The following is a 23,308-nucleotide window of genomic DNA, read 5'->3' as shown; positions in this document are numbered from 1 at the left end:
CATGAAGACGCTTGTTTGCCGTGCCGGTGGCGCGCTCGCGCTGCTGCTGCTCGCGCTGGTCGCGAGCCTCCCTTCCCCCGCGCTCGCCGCCGGCCAGAACTACGGCCGCATGGCCGGCTATGTGTATGACCCGACGGGCGCGCCGCTCGCCGAGGTGCCGCTCACCGTCACGGGCCCCGCGCTGCAGCAGCCCCAGTCGCGCACCAGCGGCGAGGACGGCCGCTTCGAGTTCGACACCCTGCCCCCGGGCGAGGGCTACGTCCTCGAGGTGAACGTCCCAGGCTTCGCCCCCATCAAGAAGGCGGGCATCACCGTCCTCTTGGGCCAGGCCACGCAGGTGGACGTGAAGCTGGAGGTGTTCACCGAGCAGGCGGCGGTGGCCACCTACGAAATCGTGGAGAAGGTCAACCCCATCATCAACCCGGACTCCGCGCAGATGGGCGCGGTGATGACCGCGGAGAAGGCGGCCACCTCGCCCGTCTTCACCCAGGTGCAGGCCATGCCGCAGCTGGTCGCCGGCGTGGGCAACGGCAACGCGCCCAGCCTGCGCGCCGGCCTGTCGCGCTACGGCAAGTTCTTCATCGACGGCATGGACACGTCCGACGTGGTGGACGGCAGCATCAGCTCCCCGATGAGCTTCTACGCGGTGGAGAACTTCGAGGTCATGACCGGCGGTCTGGACGCACAGTACAACTCGCTGGGCCTCATCCAGAACGTCGTCAGCAAGAGCGGCTCCAACAAGTTCACCTACGACGTGACGATGATTCTGTCGCCGGCGTGGGCCAACGCGAAGTACCGGGGCGCGGCCAACCAGAACCCCAACGTGGCCAACTACACCCAGAACGAGGTGCCGCTCTCCGAGACGGCCTTCTACAGCCCGCTGGTGGGCGTGGGCGGCCCCATCATCAAGGACAAGCTGTGGTTCTACGTCTCCGGTCAGTGGAACTTCTCCAAGCGTGACACGCCGCTGGGCGAGGAGAGCCGCACGTCCGACACCCAGACGCGCCTGGCCCGTCTGAAGCTCACCTGGCAGCCCACGACGAAGGACCGCCTGTCCCTGGCGTTCAACTACGACAACAACACCATCACCAACCAGGTCTCCACCACGTTCGTGACGCCGGAGGCGGAGACGCAGGTCGACCGCGGCGGCTTCTTCGCCATCGTCAACTACGACCGCAACATCTCCGACAACGTCCTCTTCCAGCTCCAGACGGGCCTCACCTACAAGGACATCTGGAACGGGCCGATGAACGAGGACTCGCAGGACATCGCCCACATCTACAACAGCACCACGTACCGCAACGCCGGCGCGCTGCGCAACGAGGTGGGCAACCTGGTCACCGAGAAGCGCATGCGCTACCAGTTCGACCCGACGCTGCTCTTCAAGGTGAAGAACCACCAGATGAAGGCGGGCTTCCAGTTGAGCTACCTGAGCGGCGACAAGACGGCGCAGGTGATTGGCAACCAGCGCTTCAACGACCGCAACGGCGAGTGCAACCCGGACGACCCGGAGACGTTCGCCTTCTGCAACGAGCGCATCGACTTCTACAACAGCGAGGGCGTGCGCGGCCCGCTGACCACCGAGGCCGGGACACTCATCTCCGGCGCGTTCGTCCAGGACCGCTGGAACGTCAACCGCTACCTGACGCTGGTGGCGGGTCTGCGCGCGGACGTGGGCCGGCTGTACGGTGACAACAACCAGTTCATCACCAACCTGGTGGGCATCGGCCCGCGTCTGTCCGCGACGGTGGACCCGTTCGGCAACCGCACCACGCTCATCAAGGCGCACTACGGCCGCTCCAACGAAGTGGGCGACGTGTTCATCGCGCAGCACGCCAACCCGGAGCTGCTCCAGGTGCGCTCCACGTTCGCCAACGGCGCGTTCGCGGACTGTACGCCGGACACCGTGGGCAACCCGCAGTGCAGCGTGGCGGGCGGGGCGTCGGGCCGCTTCTTCGACAAGACCAACCACACGCCGCCGCACGTGGACGAGCTGGCGCTCGGCCTGCACCACGCCATCAACGAGGGCGCGGTCATCGGCATGGACCTCACCTACCGCAAGTACTCCAACATGTGGGTGGACGAGGAGGTCAACCGCATCTGGGACCCGTCCGGCACGCGCGTGGTGGACTACGCGGACGGCATCAACCACACGGTGGTGAAGATCCACAACCCGGACGACGCGTGGCGCGACTACCGCGGCATGGACCTGTGGGCGCAGGGCCGCACGGGCCCGTGGGACCTGCTGGCCAGCTACACCCTGGCGTTCAGCAACGGCACGGTGGGTGACTACTTCGACGGCTACGGCGCCAACCCGCGCTTCAAGCACTTCTTCGAGGGCCCGTCCCCCGAGGACATCCGCCACACGCTCAAGGGCGCCATCGGGTACACCACCCAGTTCGGCCTCGACTTCGGCGTGCGCTTCAACTACCGCACGGGCGCGCCCATGTGGATGTTCCAGGAAGGCTCCGTGGACCGTCAGCGCGTGGTGCGCTCGGACCGCGGCACCGGTCACTCGTACAACACCAGCACGGGCATCCCGGACTTCAATGACCCGGCGGCCATCTCCGAGCTGCGTCAGCCGAGCCAGTTCCTGTTCGACGTCCAGGCCCGCTACGACCTGAACCGCGTCATCAAGACGAAGGAGACGAAGATGGAGCTCACGCTCATCTTCTTCAACGTCCTCAACAACAGCGACGTGACCTTCGTGCAGGAACAGTGGCGCGCCACCAACAACCGGTTCGGCACCGCCACGGGCCGCCGCAGCCCGATGCAGGCCGAGCTGCTCTTGCGCGTGCGCAACTAGCCACATCGCCGCACCACACGGGGCCCTCGCTTCCATGCTGGGAGGCGAGGGCCCTTGAATCAGACGGGGCCGCGTTCTAGAGGGGCGTGTGACTTCCGCCCTCCGTCCGCTCCGCCTCGGGCTCCTGTCGGCCCTCGTCGTCTCCTGCGCCTCGCATCCGCCCGCGCCGGAGGCTCCCCCCACGGCCCCCGCCGCCGTCAAGGTCGCGCCCGAGCCGGTGCGCCTGAGCGTGGTGGGCACCAATGACTTGCACGGCTGGGTCATGCCGTCGCGCGGGAGCCTGGCGGATGGCACGGCGGTGGAGCAGGGAGGGCTCGCCACGTTCGCGGGCTACCTGTCCATCCTGCGCGCGGAGAACCCGGACGGGGTGCTGCTGCTGGATGGTGGTGATCTGTTCCAGGGCACGCTCGCGTCCAACCTGACCGAGGGCGCGGTGGTCATCGACGCGATGAACACGCTCGGGTACGTGGCCTCCGCGCTGGGCAACCACGAGTTCGACTACGGCCCGGTGGGGCCGCGCTCGGTGGCGATGGAGGGGGATGACCCGTTCGGCGCGCTCAAGGCGCGCATCACCCAGGCGCGCTTCCCGATTCTCGGGGTGAACGTCACCGACGCGCAGACGGGCGTGAGCCCCGCGTGGCTGGGGAACACGGGCACGCTGCTGGTGGAGCGGCGCGGGGTGAAGGTGGGCATCGTGGGGCTGGCGACGCCGCACACGCCGGAGGTCACCAACCCCGTGAATGTGGCGAGCCTGCGCTTCGCGCCGCTGGTCTCCTCAGCGCTCGCGGCGGCCAACGATTTGCGTGCGCGCGGGGCGGAGGTGGTCATCGCGATTGCGCACGCGGGCGCGGTGTGCAAGCGGCAGGACGACCCTCGGGACATCTCGTCGTGCGACCGGGGCGACAGCGAGATCATCGAGATGATGGAGGCCCTGCCCGAGGGCACGCTGGACGCGGTGGTGGCCGGGCACACCCATCAGCCGGTGGGGCACTTCGTGCGGGGCACGCCGGTCATCGAGACGTCGGGCCGGGGCCGGGCGTTCGGCCTGGTGGAGCTGTTCGTGGACCCGACGACGCGCAAGGTGCTGACCGAGCGCACCACGCTGCAGGGCTCCGTGCCGGTGTGCGAGCGGGTGGAGGCGACGCTCGGGACGTGCGACGAGCGCAAGTTGAAGGACCGCAACAAGGTGGAGCTGGTGCCGGCGACGTTCCGTGGGCAGCCGGTGGTGGCGGACGCGGCGCTGGGGACGCAGTTGGCCGGGGCGCTCGCGAAGGTGGAGGAGATGCAGAAGCGCCCGCTGGGCGTCAACGTGCCGGCGAAGCTGACGCGCGACTACGACGCGGAGAGCCCGCTGGGCAACGTGCTGGCGGACGCGCTGAACCAGCTGGGCATGACGGGCATCGCCGTCATCAACAGCGGCGGGCTGCGCGCGGACCTGCCCGCGGGCGAGCTGACGTACGGGGCCGTCTTCGAGGTGCTCCCGTTCGACAACACGCTCTCGGTCGTCACCCTCACCGGGGCCCAGCTGACGAAGCTCCTGGAGGGGGCCTACTCGCGCAAGGGAGGCACGCTCCAGGTGGCGGGGCTGAAGGTGAACCTGGAGCAGTGCAACGGCGTGACGCGGATGGTCTCCGTCACGAAGGCGAACGGGAAGCCCCTCGAGCCCAACAAGCTCTTCCAGGTGGCCATGCCGGACTTCCTCGCGCGGGGTGGCAGCGGGATGGACGAGGTGCTCAAGACGCTGCCGCCCGGGAGCGTCAACCTGGGCGAGCAGCAGGCGCTGACGCTGCGCGACGCGCTCGTGGAGCACTGGAGGAAGCGGGGCAAGCCGCTGGTGGCGCCGACGCCCGGACGCATCCTGCGTCAGCGCGCGGCGACGGGCTGCGCCGTGAAGGCCTCGGGTCGGGACTGAGGTCGTGAGGCAGGGCGCCGCGACGTCGGCGGCGCCCCACCGAAGGCTTTTCACGCCCCCCGTTCAGGTGGCTGCAGCCCTGAACGAGGAGTCCCCCGACATGTCGAGCCACCCCGCCCCGCGCTCGCGGGCCATGCTGTCCTCCGCCCTGTGCACCCTGCTGCTCGCCGCCTGTGGTCCCCAGGGCACCGAGGCGCCTCCCGCCGAGGCCCCCGCGCCCGAGGCCACCGAGCAGGGCACCGTCCTGCACGAGCTCAAGCTCAGCAACACCCGCAGCGTGCGCTTCATCGAGTCCGCCCCGGGCGAGGTCTTCGTCGCCGAGTCGGGCCACATGGACCTCGACGCCGCCCACCTCCGCGAGGCGATGAAGACAGACTCCACCCAGGGCCAGGAGCTGGCGGACGTCTACCTCGCGCTCGTGCCCGGAGCCACCCGTGAGGACGTCCCCGCCGCCCTCGTCGCCGCCCAGGGCCGCGTCGCCATGGCCCGCCACCTCCAGGAGCGCGAGGCCGCCCGGAGCGAGGGCCGCGCCGCGGCGAACGCCCCGCTCGCCGAGGGGCCCTCCGCCCTGAACACCGAGCGCGGCCCCTTTGCCGCGAGCCTCAACGACACCTGGGATTGGGTCGGCGACAAGCAGTGGTTCACGAGCAACTTCTGTGCGACCACCGCCACCCAGGGCCGCACCTGTATCACCGACTACTGGTACGGCTCGTACAGCGGCGCGAAGGACAACACCGTCTACTTCCGCGCCGTGGGCCTCGCGGCCGGCTTCGACTCCACCGCGTACTTCTATACGCAGTACAAGTCCTGCGGCTTCTGGCCCTGGGATGGCTGTGAATGGAAGGTGAACTACAGCACCACCCTCCAGGCCCGCCACTACATGATGGTCACCTGGGACACGGGCCCGCGCTCGCGCTGGGCCGGCATCGACCAGAGCTCCGACCGCGTGTACCTCAGCACCATTTGGAGCACGTCGTCCTCCACCCCGCCGCCCGCGCAGGAGCCGTGCACCGTCTACGCCCGCGCCCACGCCACCACCTGCTACAACCTGGACGGCACCATCTCCTCCATCTCCAACACCCTGTGCGGTGACGCCTGCGCGGGCACGTACGCCACCGCCTCGCAGTGGGCCACCCAGGCCCTCGGCACCCAGACGTGCCTGGGCGCCTACGCCGGCTGCTGCCTCTACTACGTCGACCAGAACTTCAACCGCTGCGGCGGGTGAGCTGTCTGGGCCTGCTCCCCGGCGACCTGCGATGCTCCCGCCATGGAACGCTTCGTCCAGGTCGCCGAGGGAGTCTCGCTGTGGGTCGAGTCACGCGGGCCAGAAGACGCGCCCGCCATCCTGCTCATCATGGGCTCCACCGCGTCAGGCCTCGTCTGGCCCGACGCGCTGATGGACGCCCTGGCCCGACACCACCGGGTTCGTCCCCGCGCTCGCCCAGGCGCTCCTGGGCCACGTGGAGGCCGCGGCGGCCTATCCCTTGCGCAGCCCCACCACCTCGCCGTAGCCGCCGGGGATGAAGAACTGGTGCGTCTGCATGCCCATGATGCGCAGGGCCGTGGTGACGACGTCCGCGGAGCGGGGCACGCGCTTCTGCGTCTGTCCCGTCTCCTCGATGATGTCCACCGGGGTGCCGAGCCCGCGCGTCGTGTACGTGCCCACCTGCCGGTTGTGGGCCACGTTGCCACCGGCGAAGACCACCGAGGTGTACGGGTGGTGGTCGTCCGGCAGGCTGTAGCTGCCGTCACTGCCGCGTGACGCCCAGCTCCGCCCGAACTCGCTCATCACCAGCACCAGCGTGTCGTCGAGCAGCGTCTTGCCCGGCTTGCCCGGCGCGGGCGTGGCCTTCATCTCGCCCAGGAAGCGCGCCACGCAGTCCATCAACCCGCGGCCATGCGCGCAGCTGTAGGCATGCCCGCCGCCGTTGTGCGTGTCGAAGTCGAGCCTGAGCGACACGTGCACCGACGTGGCCAGGTCCGACTTGAGCAGGCGCAGCGCCATGTCCATCCGCGGGTCCAACCCCACCAGGTGGAAGTTCGCGTTGCCGAACGTGTACGTGAAGGACTCGCTCAGATAGCTCGACAGGTACGAGGGCCGGTTCGTCTTCAGCGCGTCGATGCCCTTGGTCTTCTCCAGCACCGACACCACGTCCGTCGCCAGCACGCGCGAGACGCTGTTCAGCGAGCCGTGCAGCCCCTCCAGGTAGTTGTCCACCTTCGCCGTCGAGCGGCCCAGCCGGCGCCTGGCCTGCCCCAGCGAGTAGCGCTCCACCGTGGTCGTCTTCAGCTGGGCCCCGGTGGGCTCGCCCTTCGCGTTCAGCTCCGGCCCCTCGGTGCGCGCCTCCAGCCCGTTCCACCAGGCGTTGTCCGCCGCCTTGCCGGAGAGCATCGGCTTGAGCGCGTCGATGGACGGCACCCCCACGGGCCCCGCGTGCGACGGCAGGCCCATGCCGGACGGCATGCCGCGCTCGCCCGCCACCACCACGAACGGCAGCGGCCGGCTCTCCCGGTGCCGCTCGTACAGGTGGTTGGCGATGACCGAGTGCACCGCCGGCGCCCGGTAGTCCGCGCCCGCCACGCCGCACATCGCGGAGATGAAGGCGCTCGCGTGGTCATTGGTGCCCTGGTCGATGCCGTGCAGCACGCTCAGCTGCTCGTGCAGCGCATAGTGCTGATAGCCATACATCAGCGGGCTGAACGAGCCGCGGGCGGCGGGGTTCGCCGGGTCCCACGACTGCCAGGTCCGCAAGGGCTTGTACGGGCCGTTGGGGGCCGCCAGGTCCACCACCTTGCTGGCATCGAAGAAGACGGGCTCGCTGCTGAAGCCCGCGGGCGCCGGGACGCAGAGCGGAATCTCCGCGTCCTCCATCGGCGTGAAGTAGTACGCCGGACGGAAGCCGCCCGGGACATAGAGCACCACGAGCCGCGAGGGGACATCCGCGTCCGCGGCGTGCGCGGTGCCGGAGCCCAAGAGCCCCGCCTTCTCCAGGAGCGCCAGCTGGCTTGCGCCCAGGGCCCACTTGAGCAACGTGCGTCGAGAGGTGTTCAGCATGGGGTCCTCGGCTCAGTACGTAATCCACAGCGGGTGACGGATGAGCGCCGCGCAGGTGCCCACCCAGGCCAGGCGCGTGTTCTGCGCCTCCAGCGGGAGGTAGACCTGCTCGTACAGCTCCTTCAGCTCCGCGTCCGTGGGCGGCTGCCCGAGCATGCGGAGGTAGAGGTTGCGCAGGTTCTTCCGCACCGCGTCCGGGTTCTGGGTGGACGTGTCCGCGAGCGTCACGTAGCGCAGCACCGCCTTGTTGTTCTGCTTGTCCACCGCGCGCCCGCACCAGGCCTGGGACATCTGCACCAGCGCCTGACCGGCGGAGGGGCCGAACATCGGGTTCTTCTTGCGGTACTCCAGGGAGTTGCCGCCGCCCAGGGCCTCGTAGCGCTCCGGCGCGCGCGAGTCGGAGACGTACTCGCCGGAGATGCCGGGGGCCCAGTCCCCGGGCCACACGAAGAACTTGTTCCAGTTCACCACGTAGGCCCGGTTGCGCCAGTCGGGGTTGCTCGTGCTCACGAAGTCCTCGAGCGTCAGGCCCAGCTGGTCCATCAGGCTCACCACCATCTCGTCCGCGGCCAGCCGGCGGACCTGGAACTCCTTGGGGGACGGCGTGTCCATCGGCTCGGGCGGCGCCTTCAGGTCCCGAATCCAGTCCTCCACCTGGGCGATGGTCATGGTGACGCGGCCATTGGCGACCAGCTGCTCGTAGGGCTGGCCCGGCGGCATCTGCGCGTAGCTGCCCGGGGCGTTGCCCTTGAGCATCTTGATGAGCAGGCTGCCCTCCGGGTCGCCGCGCTTCACGAAGCGCTCGTCGTAGACCAGCCCGCTCTCGAACGCGGCGAGCGAGGCGAAGAAGGGCTTGTTGCCGTTGATGTGGCAGCCCTCGCACGCGGGCGCGAGCGCGAGGCGGACCGCGTCGTTGTCGCTCGCCGCGGCGCAGGTCCCCGAGTCCGGCTCATCCGAGCTGCCCTGTCGGTACGAGCTGTCACCGAAGCAGGCGCCCAGGTTGAGCGCGAGCACCGCCAGCGCGGCGGCGCACACGAAAGAAGTCGGCGTGCGCATCACAGGCCCCTCCGCAGCTCGGACTGCTCGAACAGGTAGCGGATGAAGGGGCGCAGCTTGCGCTCCCCCGCGACGAACTCGCGCGCGAGCTTGTCGATGAAGCCCTTCTCCGTGGCCGGGTTCAGCTCCCGGCCGATGAACATCGCGTAGAGCTTGCGCGCCGCGCAGCGGTCGAACTCACCCGAGCGCACCAGCAGCTTGCCGAAGCCCAGGGGGCCCATGGTGCCGTCGCCGTGCTGGCCCAGCAGCGTGTACGACTCCGGCATCGTGTCCAGCAGCACCGCCTCCGGGTTCGCCTTGAGCTCTTCGGGCGTGACGGGCGTGAGCACCGTGTTCGGCAGGAAGGCGTTTTTCCACCGCAGGCCCGGCGCGTTGCCGGTGTGCGGGTACTTGCCGGACAGCCACTCCGCGGTGACGCGCTGGTTGCCCATGCCGCCGATGAAGGGCCAGGGGACGTAGTAGCTGGGGAACGGTGTGAAGTCCCAGCGCTTGAAGGCGATGGCCGCGGGGTCCAGCGTCTTGTGGCAGTGCAGGCACGTGCCGCCCGTGGCCGGGTCGATCTCCAGCGGCGGGAAGTGCACGTCCGCGGGGGGCGGCGAGAAGTTCTGGCAGGCGAAGATTTCCAGGAAGCGCGCCGCCCGGACCCGCTCGCGCGGGAACGAGGACATGGAGCCCATCATCGTGAGCACGCCCGCGGCGGGCAGCCCCAGGGGCGCCTCCGTCGTCGTGCGCGGGTCGAAGCGGTAGGTGCGCTCCATGCCGCCGGAGCGCGACTTGTCGGGCGTGAGCGCCAGGTGGAAGGGCTCGAGCTGCTCGACGACGAACTCCCGCCACGCCTGCGGGTCGTTCGGCGTGGGGTGCATCGGGTCGCGCGGCTCGTTGCCCACGTCCGGGCGCCACCAGGTGGTGTTCTGGTCCACCACGGCGTTGCCCATCTGCCGGCCAAAGCGGACGTACAGCGCCCGGAGCCAGTTGGTGCCGACGGTGTAGTTGCCGACGACCAGGTCCGACAGCGGGCGGTCATGCCACGCCAGGTGCGCGAACAGGCGCGCGGGCTCCTCGTAGGGGTGGCGACGCTGACCGTTGAGGCTGCCGGTGCCCCCGGACCCGAGGCCCGCGAGCGGCGAGCACCAGATGAGGTTCGGTCCGCAGCCACAGCCCCGGTTCAGCGCCGGGTCGTAATAGCCGCCGGAGGCGACGCCGCAGTCCAGCACCTTGCCGGTGCGGGTGTCGGTGACGGTCTTGGTGTCACCGCCCGCCTTGCCCAGCACCTGGACGGTGGTGCCCGGAGCCCACCAGGGCTCGACGGTGTGCACCTCCGGGACGGCGGGATTGCCGGCGCCATCCTTGTCCTGGCACTGCTGGTTCGGGTTGCCGCTCTCGAACTCGTTGACCGCGTAGTACGCGCCCGGGTGCAGGCTGTTGTCGTCACAGCGGTGCAGGTGCCCGGACATGTCGCCCTGGTACGCGTCCCCCTGGGCGCCGGTGGTGTAGGCGCCCACGGTAATCCACTCGTGCCCGAAGCGGACCATGCGCTCGTAGAACTTCGGGGAGGCGAGCACCTCGTCGAGCGTGGAGCGCAGGAGCGTCGCGCGAGCCGCGGGCGTCGCCGCCGCCTCCATGGCCTCGTACTGCTCCAGGGTCGGGGTGGTCCCGGTGAGACCGAGCACGATGCGCCGCAGCACGCGCGTGTCGCTCATCGGGTCTTCGGGAGGGTCCTCCGGGGCCGTCGGCTCGGGCTCACATTGCTGCGCATGCGCGTCGGACACGATGAGCCCGGACATCGCGAACAGCACGCCCGCGAGGGCCGCGCTCTTCAGGTGCAGGTGCCAGTGCATGCGTGCGACGGTAGCATCGATTGTCGCAACGACACACAGCAGAACCCTGTCTGTCATTCAGCGAGAATGAGGGGTGGACTGCCCTCCACACCTGATTGTCTTTCCGGCCCCCCGGACGTGAGCCGGGCCCCCGCTGAGGTGGACTCCCCACCACACCTGGGGCTCCGGGCCCGCGCTCCCCGGAGTGCGTGGAGGTGTGTCTCGCGCACTCCGAGGGGACGAAGTCGCTACGGCTGGGGGAGCTCGCGGAAGACGAGCAGGCCTCGCGAGGAGTCCGCCGCGTACACATACCCGTCGCCGGGGACGCGGATGCCGAGCAGTCCCTCGAAGGGGCTGTCGGTGCGGTCCGGGTCCGAGTCTCGGAAGGAGTTGTAGTGCGCCACCTGCCGGGGCCTGGTGGGGTTGGACACGTCCAGCACGCGCACGCCGTCGTGGTACCAGGCGATGTAGAGCAGGTTGCCGCGCAGGATGATGTTGTGGATGGAGGTGAAGGGCCGGTGGGTGCGGAACTCGCCGATCTTCACGATGCGCGCCGGGTCGGTGACGTCGAGCACGCGCAGGTGGGAGTGCTGGAACTCACCGCCCTCGAACGCGAGGGTGCGGCCGGCGAAGGTGCCCACCGCGCTGTGGTGCGCGAAGCTGAAGTCCGGACGGACGTACCCGCCCAGCTCGCGGACGTCGTCCAGGTTCGTGACGTCCATCACGAAGTAGCCGCGATACGACTCGCTGACGTAGAGGCGGTTCTCGTACACGAAGGCGTCATGGGGACCGCCCAGCGTGGCCACCTCCGGCGAGGCGATGACGGTCCGCAGCTCGGGCGCCAGCGGGTCGGAGATGTCGTGCACGAACGTGCCGAGGCTGGGGGCCATGGAGTAGAGCCGGTCGCCGTCGACGAGCACCGTGTGCGTGCCCGTGGCGCCCGTCGTGAAGCTCCGGACGAAGCGGGGGTTGGCGGGCTCGGAGATGTCATAGACGAGCGTCCCCGAGTCGTTGCTGGCCACGTACAGGGCATCGCCCTTGGCCCAGACGGCGTTCCAGTAGTTGTCGTGGGGCAGGGAGAGGGTGGTCTTGAGGACGGGGGCCGCGGGGTTGCTGACGTCGAAGACCGAGAGGCCGCCCAGCCGGACCTGCTTGGGGATGGAGACGACATAGGCGTGCCCCTTGGTGACGTAGAGGTCCAGGGGGTGGCCCAGGGGGGTGTACCCCTCGCCGTGCAGCGCGAGGCCGCCGGAGGACTCGGGCTCACCGCCCCAGTGGGAGACCCGGTGGGCCTCGAAGGTACCCGCGCGGGCGAACCGGTTGCGGTAGCAGTAGGCGAAGCAGCCGGTGATGAGGTCGGGCGACTTCTGCTCACAGCCCAGATAGGTGACGGTGGCGAGCCCGTTGGCCGAAGCGCCGCGGACGTGGAAGCGCCCGGGGCCCGTGTCCTTCACGGCCAGGGGCTGGGCGAACATGGTGCCGCCATCCTCGGTGAACCGGATGCCCCCGATGTCGGTCAGTCGGTAGCCTCCGTCCGGCACGTGCCGCCCGTCCCGCATCGGCGCGAGGTAGATGGCCCCGGGCTCGACGTCGGTGAGCGTGCCCAGGTCGCAGCCGGAGAGGTCGAAGCGCGACAGCTCCGTGCAGGCCAGGCCCCCCGCATCCCGGGTATCGACGGTGCACGGGGCATAGGGGCCCGGGTCCTTGAAGTCTCCGTGCTCCTCGAGCTCGGTGTAGGTGCCGTCCCAGGCGTCGGAGCCGGCGTCGGGGGTGCCGGCGTCCGCGGGCGGCCTCGGGTCGGAGTCGTCGTCGCAGCTGGAGAGGCCCGGCGACGACAGCAGGAGACAGGTGGACAGAAGGGCGCGGAGTGACGGCGTCATGTGAGGGCCTCCCGGAAGGCCGCCACGTGACAGCGGCGGCCTTCCGGGAGGAACGTCACGGCCCCTCATCCCCCCTCAGGGAATTTATTACTGACAGTTCGGCGGTCCCATGCACGAGAAGGTCAAGAACACCTCCGCCGAGGCGGACTCTCGTGTCGCGAAGCACTCGCCTCGCTCCTCCACCGCGTTGCAGACACCCCGGGGACACTGCGCCGCCGCGGCCGCCCGGGCGTCGTCGCTGGCCCTGAGATAGGCCCCGGCACACCTGGGGTGGGTGCCGCCCCCCGCGACCGAGTGCCTCTCGGGCTGACAGGTGCAGGCGGTGACGGCGGGACACCAGGTCCGCACGCCATCGCACTGCACCCAGCCCCCATTGTCCGCCCCCGAGGCACAGATGCCGCTCGCGGAGCTGCACGACACCGCGGTGTTCGTGCACTGCTGCGTCACCTGACAGGACACCGCCGCCTCGCTGCTCTCCAGCACGAGCTCGTCCCCGGTCGGGGCGTCGCCGCCACACGCCGTCAACGTCGCCACCAGGAAGACCACCCCCGCCAGGGGCACATCGAATCGCATCCGCATGCAGGCACCCTCCCATCCTCATCGAATGGTCAATGACACACACACCGACGCTCCCACGCGTACCGATGAGCGTCGAAGGCACGCGGAGTCTGCACGCGCGCACGAGGGCGGAACAATCCCACGTTCCTGGGAGGATTCCGCCCTCGATGGCGCTGCTCAGTACATCTTCAAGTCATACGTCGGGGTGGGCCGCCAGTCGGAGCCAGCGGGGACGGTGCGCGTGTCGGTGACCTTCACGGCGTAGACGCCCGGCGCCACGTTGACCGACGTCCGGAACATCCTGCAGCTGGGCGTGAGGTCGGAGCAGACCAGGGTCTGCGTGCTGGCCAGCAGGGCCCCCAGGGTGCGGGTGGCGAAGTCATAGGCATGGACATCCACCCGAAGCTCTCCGGTGTTGCGCAGGTTGTAGACCTCCACCGTCAAGAGCTGGTGGAGGCTCGTTGCCCCGAGCACCCAGTCCGCGTCCTGCGCCTTGTGGAAGGTGTGCCCGAGCTGCGGCGTCCCCACGTAGGACGAGGCCGTGGTGTGGGAGTTATCGCTCTCGTACGCATCCGGCGGCGCGACCAGGCAATTGGCGGGCGGGCTGAACTTGCCGTTGTCGACGCAGACGTTGTTCGAGCAGGAGCAGCCCGACGCGCAGTCCGCCCCCGTCGTGCAGGCGCGCACCGGCGGCACGTCGCAGTAACCCGCGGGAGGAGGCGGACCGAAGCCCCCTCCGGAGCAGACGCCGTTGGTGCAGACACAGTTCGCGCGGCAGTCGAGCGACGTCGAACAGGCGCGCAGCTCCGCCGACTGCGCCTCCACGACCTCCGGCGGCCCCACGGCCTCGGAGGCGCCCTCGACGCTCCCACAGGCCGCGACAAACACAGACACAACACAAAGACACCAACGAACCAGATGCATGAGTCTCTCCTGGGTGGACACAACCAAGGATGGAGACCCGCGAGACGATGCGTCGGCGCAAGGGTCCATCCCGCGAGGGCTTTGACGAATGTCGAGAAACCAAGAGACAGGCCCCGTCCTTCGGGAATCCAGCGCCTCGGTTCACACAGGATAGGGGCTGCCGAGGAGATGACCATTCCCCTGAACAGGGGATAGCCTCGGGAGCATGTCGGACCTCGTCACGTGGCGCGACGCACGCAACGCCTTCCGCCTGCTCGATGAGCTGGGGCAGCTGAGTCACGACACGCTGGCGTGGAGGCGTCACCTGGTCGCCGGGACGAGCACGCTCGTGGGCGCCCAGGTCGGCATGGCGGCGGAGACTCCGGAGGCAGCGCTCCTGGATGCGTCACGACACCAGGGCAGCGTGGACCTGGGGTGGGCCACGGCGTCCGACCGCCGCGTCTGGATGCAGGTCTGCGAGCGTCACGAGGCCGCGCTGGACCCTTCCGACGCCAGAATCGCGCAGCTCGGCGAGGACACCTTCACGGCGCCGAGGCAGGAGCTCGCGAGCGACCGGAGCTGGTATGCGTCCACCATCTTCAACGAGCACTACCGCCCCGCCCGGCTCAATCACTATCTGCTGTCGGCGCTCCACGTCCCCGAGCACCGGGCCATGCACTTCGTCTTCCTCTTCAGGGAGTCCTCCTCGGGTCCGTTCGACGCGCGGGAGCGCCAGCTCATCCACCTGCTCCACGGCGAGCTGGGGCTCCTGTGGCGCAGCGCCCAGGCCCTGCGACTCCCCCGGCGGCTCCAACAGGTCCTGGCGCTGTTCCAGGCGGGCCTCGGCGAGAAGGAGGTGGCCGAGCGGCTGGGGCTCAGCCCCGCGACGGTGCATGACTACAGCAAGGCCCTCCACAAGCGGCTGGATGCGCGCAGCCGCACCGAGCTGCTCGCGAAGGCCCGCGCCCTGCCCCGAGCGCCCCGCCTGTTGCTCCAGGAGGAGGACCTTCCCGCCCCGCGATGAGCGAGGGCGGGCCTTCCTCACTGCGCCGCCATCTCCTGGGCCACCAGGGGCGGCACGCCATAGCGATAGTCGAAGTGGTACCTGCCCTCCGCGTCGAGGCGGAAGAGCAGCCAGGTCCACGCCTCGCGCTGCCGCGCGGGGGTGTGCTCCTGCAAGGTGCGCAGCGCCTCCAACGCCTCCAGCGTCAGGTCCACGTCGGAGCGCTGTTCGTGAAGGAAGCCATTGGCCACGTAGATTTCAGAGGTGTCCCCGCCCCACGCGTAGCGCTCGTAGTGCACCTCGACGCGCTCCCAGGGCTCGGGGACGGACTCCAACAGTGCTTCGATGAACCGCTCCTGCAGCTCCAGCATGTCCGCTCCTGTCACCCGCGCACTGTAGACCGGGGCTGGTGGACGCGTGGTGTCGAGCACCGGAGGGCTGGCGACGGACGGGACTTCGAGGAAGCTGCGCTCGACCCACCTGGAGCCGGGGACGCGCCGTCAGGAGCCGCTGCAGCGGATCTGGAGCGGATGGCTCTCCAGCACCATGCACTCGCCGGAGCTGCACGTGAACAGGTCGCAGATGGCCGGGGACTGGACGCAGCGGATGTCACGGCCCGCCCCCAGGTCGAACCAGGCACAGGCATAGCCCTCCGGACAGGTGAGCTCGACGCCCTCGCACTCCGGCCCCAGGACCTGGTCACCCTTCAACGACAAGGGGGAGTGGGAGGACGGGGGCGGCTCGCCTTCGGGGCCACGACAGCCGGCCAGGAACACCACCGCCACGAGCCACGTCCATCCCGGAACAGACCTGCCCGGCACCCTCGAGAGACCCTTGCTCGACGTCATGCGCGTCGCGAAAGCAAGACAGACGCCAGCAACGAACTCCGGCCGGAGGCCGCTGCCCTCGTCCGGAGCGCACCACGAACGTCACGTGGCCTCGCGTCCGGCCACGTGGAAATCCACGGCCCCCGCCCGCCCCTCTCAGTTTTCCGAGGCACCACGACGTCGAGGACCCGCCCCCGGAGCCCTGCGGCCCCGAGGGCGCAGCCGCGACCGCTCATTCACAGAGGAAGGCGTACTCGTCGTAGTACGACGTCACCACGCCGGACTGGGTGATGTAACCCAAGCAGTCCCCATGCAACGCCCCCGCCCACCGCGTCTTCGCGGCGTCGTGGTAGTACGTCCGGTGGAAGCCCTGGCGCCCCCCTCCCGGCGGCTCGGAGCGCTGCGCCACCGAGGCCGTGGTCTCCGGAGCAACACCCTCCTCCATCTCGGCCGGTCCACCACAAGCGCCGAGCAGCAACGCGGAGAATCCAATCACCCAACGAGACAGCGTCATCCGGGGCCCCTTGTCGTGAGAACTGTGTCGAAGTTGCAGTAACAACGATATCGAGTCCGGGTCCGCCCCGTCTACCCGGAGAGGGCCGTGAAACACGGGTGAACCGTGGCCGAGCGGACTGTTTCAAGCGAGGGCGCGACCTACACTGGGGCCACTCCACCCTGCCCTCGGATTCGCTCGCACATGAAGCCCACCGTCGGTGACATCTTCGTCGTCTACACCCCTCGGCTCGCGGCCTACACCGCGGTGCAGGTCACGGCTTTGAAGCAGGAGGGGAAGGACGAGCTGGCCTGTGTGCTGTCCCTGGATTGGGTGGGGCCCGAGCTCCCGGACGCGGCGGCGGTGGCGGCGATGAAGCCCATCGTCGTCAACTTCTTCTTCTGGAAGGAGCACCACGTCCACGTCTGGGCGCCCATCGACGTGCCGCATGGCTTCGTCCACGTGGGCAACCGGCCGCCGCTGCTCACGGAGAAGAGCGTCAGCTACAGCCACTGGCCCACGGGCCGCCACATCTTCAGCCAGCATCGTTGGGAGACCATTCCCCAGGCCACCCGGGACCTCTTCAAGCAGACCATCGCCAAGGAGGACCGCAGCGAGCTGGTGACGCTGGGCGGCCTGGAGCTGCGCCGCACGACGCAGCGGCTCGACACGGACCGGCTCCGCGCCGTCTCCGACCTGGCGGTGTTCGAGGCGCTGCCCATCCTGACGTCGGTCAACGCGGATGCACCTGTCACAGGATTGTTCGACTTCATCCGGCGCAGGCCCTTCGTCTACGAGTCCCAGGTGACGAACCACGGCCAGCGCGTGGTGGACGTGCGCGGGGCGCGGCTGAGCCGATTCGTGCTGGACGTCACGGGGGTCCAGGAGGTGTATCTCAACGACGAGCTGGAGACGCTGTCGCTGCTCGGAGAGGCCTCGCCCGGGCTGAGGATCCACGCCGAGGCGGACGGGCGCTGGCTGCACCTGCACACGAAGGACACCTCCTGGGTCTGGTCCGGGCTGGATGCCCTGGACGAGCTGCACGTGCATTCCTTCCGGGAGCTGGATGCCGGGAGCATCGTCCGCCGCTTCCCCAAGCTCACGGAGCTGCGGGCCACGGGCGCGCCGGGAAACCTGCGCGACACGGCGGAGCTGGGCGCGCTCACCGGGCTTCGCGTGCTCATGTTCAACGAGGTGTTCGGGATGTCCCCCGAGGAGTTCCCCGGGCCGGAGCACTTCCCCGACCTGGGGCGGCTGTGGCTCACCAGCCTCCCCGCCGACGTCGCCGCCAGCGTGAAGAAGGCCTACAAGGCCGCCGCGCAGCGGGGCGTGGATGTGTCGGTGCGACAGCCGCGCAAGCCCGAGTGGCTGGCGGAGAACCTGGACAATCCCTTCCGCCACTGGGACGGCGAGGACAACATCCCCCCGGCCAAGGCGAAGAAGGCGGCGGCGCTGTATCGCCAGGCGCGCTCGGCCGCGCTCGCGGCCACGCCCCAGCACGGCGGCTCACCGTCCGCGCTCGTCTCCGCGCTCACCCCCATCGTCAAGGACTACACCGAGGGCTTCAACAAGCTGGATGCGCGCCACGCCTTCATCTTCACCGTGGAGCGAGAGCACATCCACGACGCGCTGATGGGCATCCTCGACGCCGTGGATGGGAAGCTGAGGGCCGCCGGTGACGCGTCCGTCGTCCCCCTGGACCGCGACGCGCTCGTGGCGGTGATGGACTCGGTTCGCGACTTCTAGCGGGTCCTGGCACCCGCCCTGTTCTCCATGGTTTTCTGTCTTTTCACCTTAGACGCCGCGCACGTAATGGGAGACACGCCCTGGAAGGCCTCGGGGCACCCCATCCGTCGCGGCAAAGGGAGACGACATGAAGAGGGCAGCATGGAGAACGACCGCCAGCAGCGGTCTGCTGATGCTGGGTTTGATGGTCACAGGGAGCACCGGCTGTTCCGGCGGTGATGGGGCGTCACCAGCGACCCACCTGGGCGCCAGCACGGGTTCCCTGGTGAATGGACCGGACCTGGTCATCACCGACATGGTGGTGCCGCCGAGCTTCCGCGCCAGCAACTATCCCTACTCGCAGGCGCCGAAGGCGAAGGTCACCGTCTGCAACCAGGGCACCTCCCACAGCGACTCCACGGAGGTGGGCTTCTACATCTCCATGGACGACGTGCTGACGTCCCGGGGGCCCAGCGCGCCGCCTGTCCCCGTCACGGACCAGGCGCAGGTGGGCAACGCCTGGGTGCCGGACCTGTATCCCAGTCAGTGCGCCACGCTCACCGCGGACCTCTGGCCCCACCTGCCGCCGGACGCCAATGGCCTCCAGGGGGCCTACTACTTCGGCGCCCTCGTCGATGAGTTCGAGAACGTGGCGGAGACGCGCGAGGACAACAACGCGTTCATCCACGGCCTGGTCGGCTTCGGCGACAAGGCGGACCTCGTCATCACCGCCATGAAGGTGCCGCCCAGCCTCCACATCGGCTGGCATCCTTCGTCGCAGCCCGTGACGGGCACGGTGACGGTCTGCAACCAGGGCACGCAGGACAGCGGGTCGACGCAGGTGCGGCTGTACCTGTCCATGGATGACGTGCTGACGGCGATGGGCCCCAACGCGCCGCCCAATCCGCCCATGGACCAGTCGCTGCTGGGCTTCGTCCCCGTGCCCTCGCTGTTCGCCGGGCGCTGCGCCACGGTGTCCACCCAGCTCACGCCCCAGCTGCCTCCGGACGCGCAGGGCAACAACGGCGCGTACTACGTGGGCGCCATCGTCGATGAGGACGCGAACGTCCAGGAGCTGCGCGAGGACAACAACACGTTCATCCACGGCCTCGTCGGCGCCGGCAACGGGTCCGACCTGGTCATCACCGCCATGGTGGTGCCGCCCAGTCTGCACAACAGCGGATACCCTTCGTCGCAGCAGCCCAAGGGCTCCGTGACGGTGTGCAACCAGGGCACGCAGCCCAGCGGGCCGACGCAGGTCCGGCTCTATCTCTCCATGGACGACGTGCTGACCGCCATGGGCCCCAACGCGCCGCCGCAGCCCGTCACGGACCAGGCGCCGCTCGGACATGCTCCGGTGCCCTCGCTCTTCTCTTCACAGTGCACCACCGTCTCCACGAACCTCTCGCCCGCGCTGCCTCCGGCGGCCCAGGGCCTCGAGGGCGCGTACTACGTCGGCGGCATCGTCGATGAGCAGGACGACGAGCAGGAGCTGCGCGAGGACAACAACGCGTTCATCCACGGCCTCGTCGGCTTCGGAGTCCAGGCGGACCTGGTCATCACCCGCATGGAGGTGCCGCCCAGCCTGCGCGGCAGCAGCTACCCCTCCTCGCCGGCCCCGAAGGCGAAGGTCACCGTCTGCAACCAGGGCACCTCCCACAGCGACTCCACGGAGGTCCGGCTCTACATCTCCATGGACGACCAGCTGACCTCCATGGGCTCCGGCATGCCGCCCTATCCCGTCACCGACCAGGTGTACGCGGGCAGCGCCTGGGTGCCGAACCTCTACCCCACCCAGTGCGTCACCGCCTCCGCCGACATCTGGCCCAACCGCCCCCCGGATGCGCAGGGCCGTGACGGCGCGTTCTTCATCGGCGCCATCGTCGACGAGTACGAGAACGTCCAGGAGCTGCGCGAGGACAACAACGCGTTCATCCACGGCCTCGTCGGCATCGGCGACAAGGCGGACCTCGTCGTCACCGCCATGAAGGTGCCGCCCAGCCTCCGCACCGGCTGGTCTCCTTCGTCGCAGCCCGTGACGGGCACGGTGACGGTCTGCAACCAGGGCACGCAGGACAGCACGTCGACGCAGGTGCGGCTGTACCTGTCCATGGACGACGCGCTGACGGCGATGGGCGCCAACATGCCGCCCTACCCGCCGATGGACCAGTCGCCGCTGGGCTTCGTCCCCGTGCCCTCGCTCTTCCCCGGGCGCTGCGCCACGGTGTCCACCCAGCTCACGCCCCATCTGCCTCCGGATGCCTCCTACACGGACAGCACCTTCTACGTGGGCGCCATCGTCGACGAGGACGCGAACGTCCAGGAGCTGCGCGAGGACAACAACGCGTTCATCCATGGCCTCGTCGGCGTCGGCAACGGGTCCGACCTGGTCATCACCGGCATGGTGGTGCCGCCGAGCCTCCGCTCCCAGAGCTACCCGTCCTCGCAACCCCAGACAGGCTCGGTGACGGTGTGCAACCAGGGCACGCAGGACAGCGGGTCGACGCAGGTGCGGCTGTACCTGTCCGTCGATGACACGCTGACGGCCATGGGGCCCAATCCGCCGCCCTATCCGCCGATGGACCAGTCCACGCTGGGCTTCGCCACCGTGCCCTCGCTCTACCCCGGACGCTGCGCCACCCTGTCCACCCCGCTCGCGGCCTCGCTGCCTCCGGCGGCGCAGGGCCTCGAGGGCGCGTACTACGTCGGCGGCATCGTCGATGAGCAGGACGACGAGCAGGAGCTGCGCGAGGACAACAACGCGTTCATCCACGGCCTCGTCGGCTTCGGGAACAAGTCCGACCTGGTCATCACCGGCATGGTGGTGCCGCCCAGCCTGAACACCAGCGGCTACCCCTCCTCGCAGCCCCCGAAGGCAAAGGTCACCGTCTGCAACCAGGGCACCTCCCACAGCGACTCCACGGAGGTCCGGCTCTACATCTCCATGGATGACCAGCTGACCTCCATGGGCCCCGGCATGCCGCCCTACCCCGTCACCGACCAGGTGTACGCGGGCAGCGCCTGGGTGCCGAACCTCTACCCCACCCAGTGCGTCACCGCCTCCGCCGACATCTGGCCCAACCGCCCCCCGGATGCGCAGGGCCGTGACGGCGCGTTCTTCATCGGCGCCATCGTCGACGAGTACGAGAACGTCCAGGAGCTGCGCGAGGACAACAACGCGTTCATCCACGGCCTCGTCGGCATCGGCGACAAGGCGGACCTCGTCGTCACCGCCATGAAGGTGCCGCCCAGCCTCCGCACCGGCTGGTCTCCTTCGTCGCAGCCCGTGACGGGCACGGTGACGGTCTGCAACCAGGGCACGCAGGACAGCACGTCGACGCAGGTGCGGCTGTACCTGTCCATGGATGACGTGCTGACGGCGATGGGTCCCAACGCGCCGCCCTATCCGCCCATGGACCAGTCACCGCTGGGCTTCGTCCCCGTGCCCTCGCTCTTCCCCGGACACTGCGCCACGGTGTCCACCCAGCTCACGCCCCAGCCGCCTCCGGACGCGCAGGGCAACAACGGCGCGTACTACGTGGGCGCCATCGTCGACGAGGACGCGAACGTCCAGGAGCTGCGCGAGGACAACAACGCGTTCATCCATGGCCTCGTCGGCGTCGGCAACGGGTCCGACCTGGTCATCACCGGCATGGTGGTGCCGCCGAGCCTCCGGAACGGTCCTGCTTCTTCCGTGTCGGCCTCGGTGACGGTGTGCAACCAGGGCACGCAGGACAGCGGGTCGACGCAGGTCCGGCTCTACCTCTCCATGGATGACACGCTGACCGCCATGGGACCCAACACGCCGCCCTACCCCGTCATGGACCAGGCGCCGCTCGGAATGGCCCCGGTGCCTTCGCTCTTCGCCGGACGCTGCGCCACCGTGAGCGTCCCGCTCTCCTCCGTGATGCCTCCGGCGGCGCAGGGCCTCGAGGGCGCGTACTACGTCGGCGGCATCGTCGATGAGCAGGACGACGAGCAGGAGCTGCGCGAGGACAACAACGCGTTCATCCACGGCCTCGTCGGTGTCGGCCACAGGGCCGACCTGGTCATCACCGGCATGGTGGTGCCGCCCAGCCTGCGCACCAGCGGCCCCTCCTCGCCGACCCCGACGGCCTCGGTGACGGTCTGCAACCAGGGTACCTCCCTGAGCGACTCCACGGAGGTCCGGTTCTACATCTCCATGGACGACCAGCTGACCTCCATGGGCCCCAGCATGCCGCCCTACCCCGTCACCGACCAGATGTACGCGGGCAGCGCCTGGGTGCCGAACCTGGCCTCCGGCCACTGCACCACCATCACCACGGACATCTGGCCCAACCGGCCTCCGGACGCGCAGGGCCATGACGGCGCGTACTTCATCGGCGCCATCGTCGACGAGTACGAGAACGTCCAGGAGCTGCGCGAGGACAACAACACGTTCATCCATGGCCTCGTCGGCATCGGCAGCAAGGCGGACCTCGTCATCACCGGCATGAGCGTGCCGCCGAGCTTCCAGTTGGACGGGTTCCCTTCGCAGACCGTGACGGGCACCGTGACGGTGTGCAACCAGGGCACGGAGGGCAGCACGCCGAGCCACGTGCAGCTGTACCTGTCCATGGACGACGCGCTGACGGCGATGGGCGCCAACTCGCCGCCCTATCCGCCGATGGACCAGTCGCCGCTGGGCTACGTCCCCGTGCCCTCGCTCCTCCCTGGGAACTGCACCACGGTGTCCACCCAGCTCACGCCCCATCTGCCTCCGGACGCCTACAACACCGAGGGCGCCTACTACGTGGGCGCCATCGTCGACGAGGACGCGAACGTCCAGGAGCTGCGCGAGGACAACAACATCTTCATCAAGGGGCTCGTGGGCGTCGGCAACAAGGCGGACCTGGTGGTCACCGCGCTGACGGGTCCCTCCTTCGTCCGGATGGGGAACTCCTTCACCGCCACGGTGACGGTCTGCAACCAGGGCACCCAGCCCAGCGACCCGAGCAGCGTGCACCTCTACACCTCGCTCGGCACGGTGCTCACCCCGGACTCGGTGCAGCCCGCGCCGGACCAGGCCCTCCTCGGGGTCGCGAGCCTCAACTCGCTGAACCCGAACAGCTGCAGCACCCAGCCGCTGACCGTGTCGGCCAACCTCCCGCCCGGCGCGATGGGACTGGCCGGCGCCTACCACCTGGGCGCATTCGTGGATGCCACCGAGTCACTGCACGAGCTGCGTGAGGACAACAACACCCGCGTCACCGGGCTCATCGTCACCCCGTAGCGCGCGACACTGAAGCACC

15 protein-coding genes are annotated in these 23,308 nt (G+C 69.3%); 6 read left to right on the top strand and 9 right to left on the bottom strand.

Annotated features, from left to right (window positions below):
* Position 1 precedes the first annotated feature (1 nt).
* From K8640_RS01235 to K8640_RS01225, 3 genes are all read left to right on the top strand, one after another.
* Entirely contained in the window at positions 2-2,806 is a 2,805-nt protein-coding gene (locus K8640_RS01235) for a TonB-dependent receptor (RefSeq protein ID WP_223745408.1), read from the top strand.
* 88 nt (positions 2,807-2,894) lie between these two features.
* On the top strand, positions 2,895-4,718 hold the full coding sequence (locus K8640_RS01230; protein ID WP_223745407.1) for a bifunctional UDP-sugar hydrolase/5'-nucleotidase: 1,824 nt from the start codon (positions 2,895-2,897) through the stop codon (positions 4,716-4,718).
* A gap of 100 nt (positions 4,719-4,818) precedes the next feature.
* Complete coding sequence (locus tag K8640_RS01225) at positions 4,819-5,943, top strand: hypothetical protein (protein WP_223745406.1); 1,125 nt, start codon at positions 4,819-4,821, stop codon at positions 5,941-5,943.
* 252 nt (positions 5,944-6,195) lie between these two features.
* On the opposite strand, the gene K8640_RS01220 is transcribed toward K8640_RS01225, so the two are convergent.
* From K8640_RS01220 to K8640_RS01195, 6 genes are all read right to left on the bottom strand, one after another.
* Positions 6,196-7,773: a DUF1501 domain-containing protein gene (locus K8640_RS01220; protein WP_223745405.1), complete on the bottom strand. Its 1,578-nt coding sequence runs from the start codon at positions 7,771-7,773 to the stop codon at positions 6,196-6,198.
* 12 nt (positions 7,774-7,785) lie between these two features.
* Positions 7,786-8,829, bottom strand: a complete 1,044-nt coding sequence (locus K8640_RS01215; RefSeq protein WP_223745404.1) for a hypothetical protein — start codon at positions 8,827-8,829, stop codon at positions 7,786-7,788.
* Positions 8,829-10,667, bottom strand: coding sequence for a DUF1549 domain-containing protein (locus K8640_RS01210; RefSeq protein ID WP_223745403.1), 1,839 nt, complete (start codon positions 10,665-10,667; stop codon positions 8,829-8,831). The genes K8640_RS01215 and K8640_RS01210 overlap by 1 nt, the downstream gene beginning before the upstream one ends.
* A gap of 227 nt (positions 10,668-10,894) precedes the next feature.
* Complete coding sequence (locus K8640_RS01205) at positions 10,895-12,526, bottom strand: LVIVD repeat-containing protein (protein WP_223745402.1); 1,632 nt, start codon at positions 12,524-12,526, stop codon at positions 10,895-10,897.
* 87 nt (positions 12,527-12,613) lie between these two features.
* Positions 12,614-13,105 (bottom strand): hypothetical protein, encoded by a 492-nt coding sequence (locus tag K8640_RS01200; protein ID WP_223745401.1) that lies wholly within the window; start codon positions 13,103-13,105, stop codon positions 12,614-12,616.
* Positions 13,106-13,261: 156 nt separating this feature from the next.
* Positions 13,262-13,978 carry a hypothetical protein gene (locus tag K8640_RS01195; protein ID WP_223745400.1) on the bottom strand — a complete coding sequence of 239 codons (717 nt, stop codon included), beginning with the start codon at positions 13,976-13,978 and terminating at the stop codon, positions 13,262-13,264.
* A gap of 235 nt (positions 13,979-14,213) precedes the next feature.
* Here K8640_RS01195 and K8640_RS01190 point away from each other — a divergent pair, with 235 nt between their 5' ends.
* The gene (locus tag K8640_RS01190) at positions 14,214-15,011 is read left to right on the top strand and encodes a LuxR C-terminal-related transcriptional regulator (protein ID WP_223745399.1); all 798 of its coding nucleotides are present in this window, start codon (positions 14,214-14,216) and stop codon (positions 15,009-15,011) included.
* A 17-nt stretch (positions 15,012-15,028) separates the two neighbouring features.
* Here the strand turns inward: K8640_RS01190 and K8640_RS01185 are convergent, their stop codons facing one another.
* From K8640_RS01185 to K8640_RS01175, 3 genes are all read right to left on the bottom strand, one after another.
* Complete coding sequence (locus K8640_RS01185; protein WP_223745398.1) at positions 15,029-15,361, bottom strand: hypothetical protein; 333 nt, start codon at positions 15,359-15,361, stop codon at positions 15,029-15,031.
* A 129-nt stretch (positions 15,362-15,490) separates the two neighbouring features.
* Complete coding sequence (locus tag K8640_RS01180) at positions 15,491-15,838, bottom strand: hypothetical protein (protein WP_223745397.1); 348 nt, start codon at positions 15,836-15,838, stop codon at positions 15,491-15,493.
* Between the two features lie 211 nt (positions 15,839-16,049).
* Positions 16,050-16,331, bottom strand: a complete 282-nt coding sequence (locus K8640_RS01175) for a hypothetical protein (RefSeq protein WP_223745396.1) — start codon at positions 16,329-16,331, stop codon at positions 16,050-16,052.
* Positions 16,332-16,514: 183 nt separating this feature from the next.
* On the opposite strand from K8640_RS01175, the gene K8640_RS01170 reads away from it, so the two are divergent.
* Positions 16,515-18,056: a gliding motility protein gene (locus tag K8640_RS01170; RefSeq protein ID WP_223745395.1), complete on the top strand. Its 1,542-nt coding sequence runs from the start codon at positions 16,515-16,517 to the stop codon at positions 18,054-18,056.
* A gap of 127 nt (positions 18,057-18,183) precedes the next feature.
* On the top strand, positions 18,184-23,289 hold the full coding sequence (locus K8640_RS01165; protein WP_223745394.1) for a CARDB domain-containing protein: 5,106 nt from the start codon (positions 18,184-18,186) through the stop codon (positions 23,287-23,289).
* Positions 23,290-23,308 lie beyond the last annotated feature (19 nt).

This window comes from Myxococcus sp. XM-1-1-1 (assembly GCF_020037095.1).
Lineage (GTDB): Bacteria > Myxococcota > Myxococcia > Myxococcales > Myxococcaceae > Myxococcus > Myxococcus fulvus.
Note: the sequence above shows the minus strand (reverse complement) of the source record. Positions and strands in the feature narration are given on the sequence as shown.

Coding starts and splice junctions, on each gene's coding strand:
- K8640_RS01210 (WP_223745403.1), bottom strand. CDS start 10,667: ATGCACTGGCACCTGCACCTGAAGAGCGCGGCCCTCGCGGGCGTGCTG.
- K8640_RS01215 (WP_223745404.1), bottom strand. CDS start 8,829: ATGCGCACGCCGACTTCTTTCGTGTGCGCCGCCGCGCTGGCGGTGCTC.
- K8640_RS01165 (WP_223745394.1), top strand. CDS start 18,184: ATGAAGAGGGCAGCATGGAGAACGACCGCCAGCAGCGGTCTGCTGATG.
- K8640_RS01225 (WP_223745406.1), top strand. CDS start 4,819: ATGTCGAGCCACCCCGCCCCGCGCTCGCGGGCCATGCTGTCCTCCGCC.
- K8640_RS01235 (WP_223745408.1), top strand. CDS start 2: ATGAAGACGCTTGTTTGCCGTGCCGGTGGCGCGCTCGCGCTGCTGCTG.
- K8640_RS01190 (WP_223745399.1), top strand. CDS start 14,214: ATGTCGGACCTCGTCACGTGGCGCGACGCACGCAACGCCTTCCGCCTG.
- K8640_RS01205 (WP_223745402.1), bottom strand. CDS start 12,526: ATGACGCCGTCACTCCGCGCCCTTCTGTCCACCTGTCTCCTGCTGTCG.
- K8640_RS01170 (WP_223745395.1), top strand. CDS start 16,515: ATGAAGCCCACCGTCGGTGACATCTTCGTCGTCTACACCCCTCGGCTC.
- K8640_RS01175 (WP_223745396.1), bottom strand. CDS start 16,331: ATGACGCTGTCTCGTTGGGTGATTGGATTCTCCGCGTTGCTGCTCGGC.
- K8640_RS01220 (WP_223745405.1), bottom strand. CDS start 7,773: ATGCTGAACACCTCTCGACGCACGTTGCTCAAGTGGGCCCTGGGCGCA.
- K8640_RS01200 (WP_223745401.1), bottom strand. CDS start 13,105: ATGCGGATGCGATTCGATGTGCCCCTGGCGGGGGTGGTCTTCCTGGTG.
- K8640_RS01185 (WP_223745398.1), bottom strand. CDS start 15,361: ATGCTGGAGCTGCAGGAGCGGTTCATCGAAGCACTGTTGGAGTCCGTC.
- K8640_RS01180 (WP_223745397.1), bottom strand. CDS start 15,838: ATGACGTCGAGCAAGGGTCTCTCGAGGGTGCCGGGCAGGTCTGTTCCG.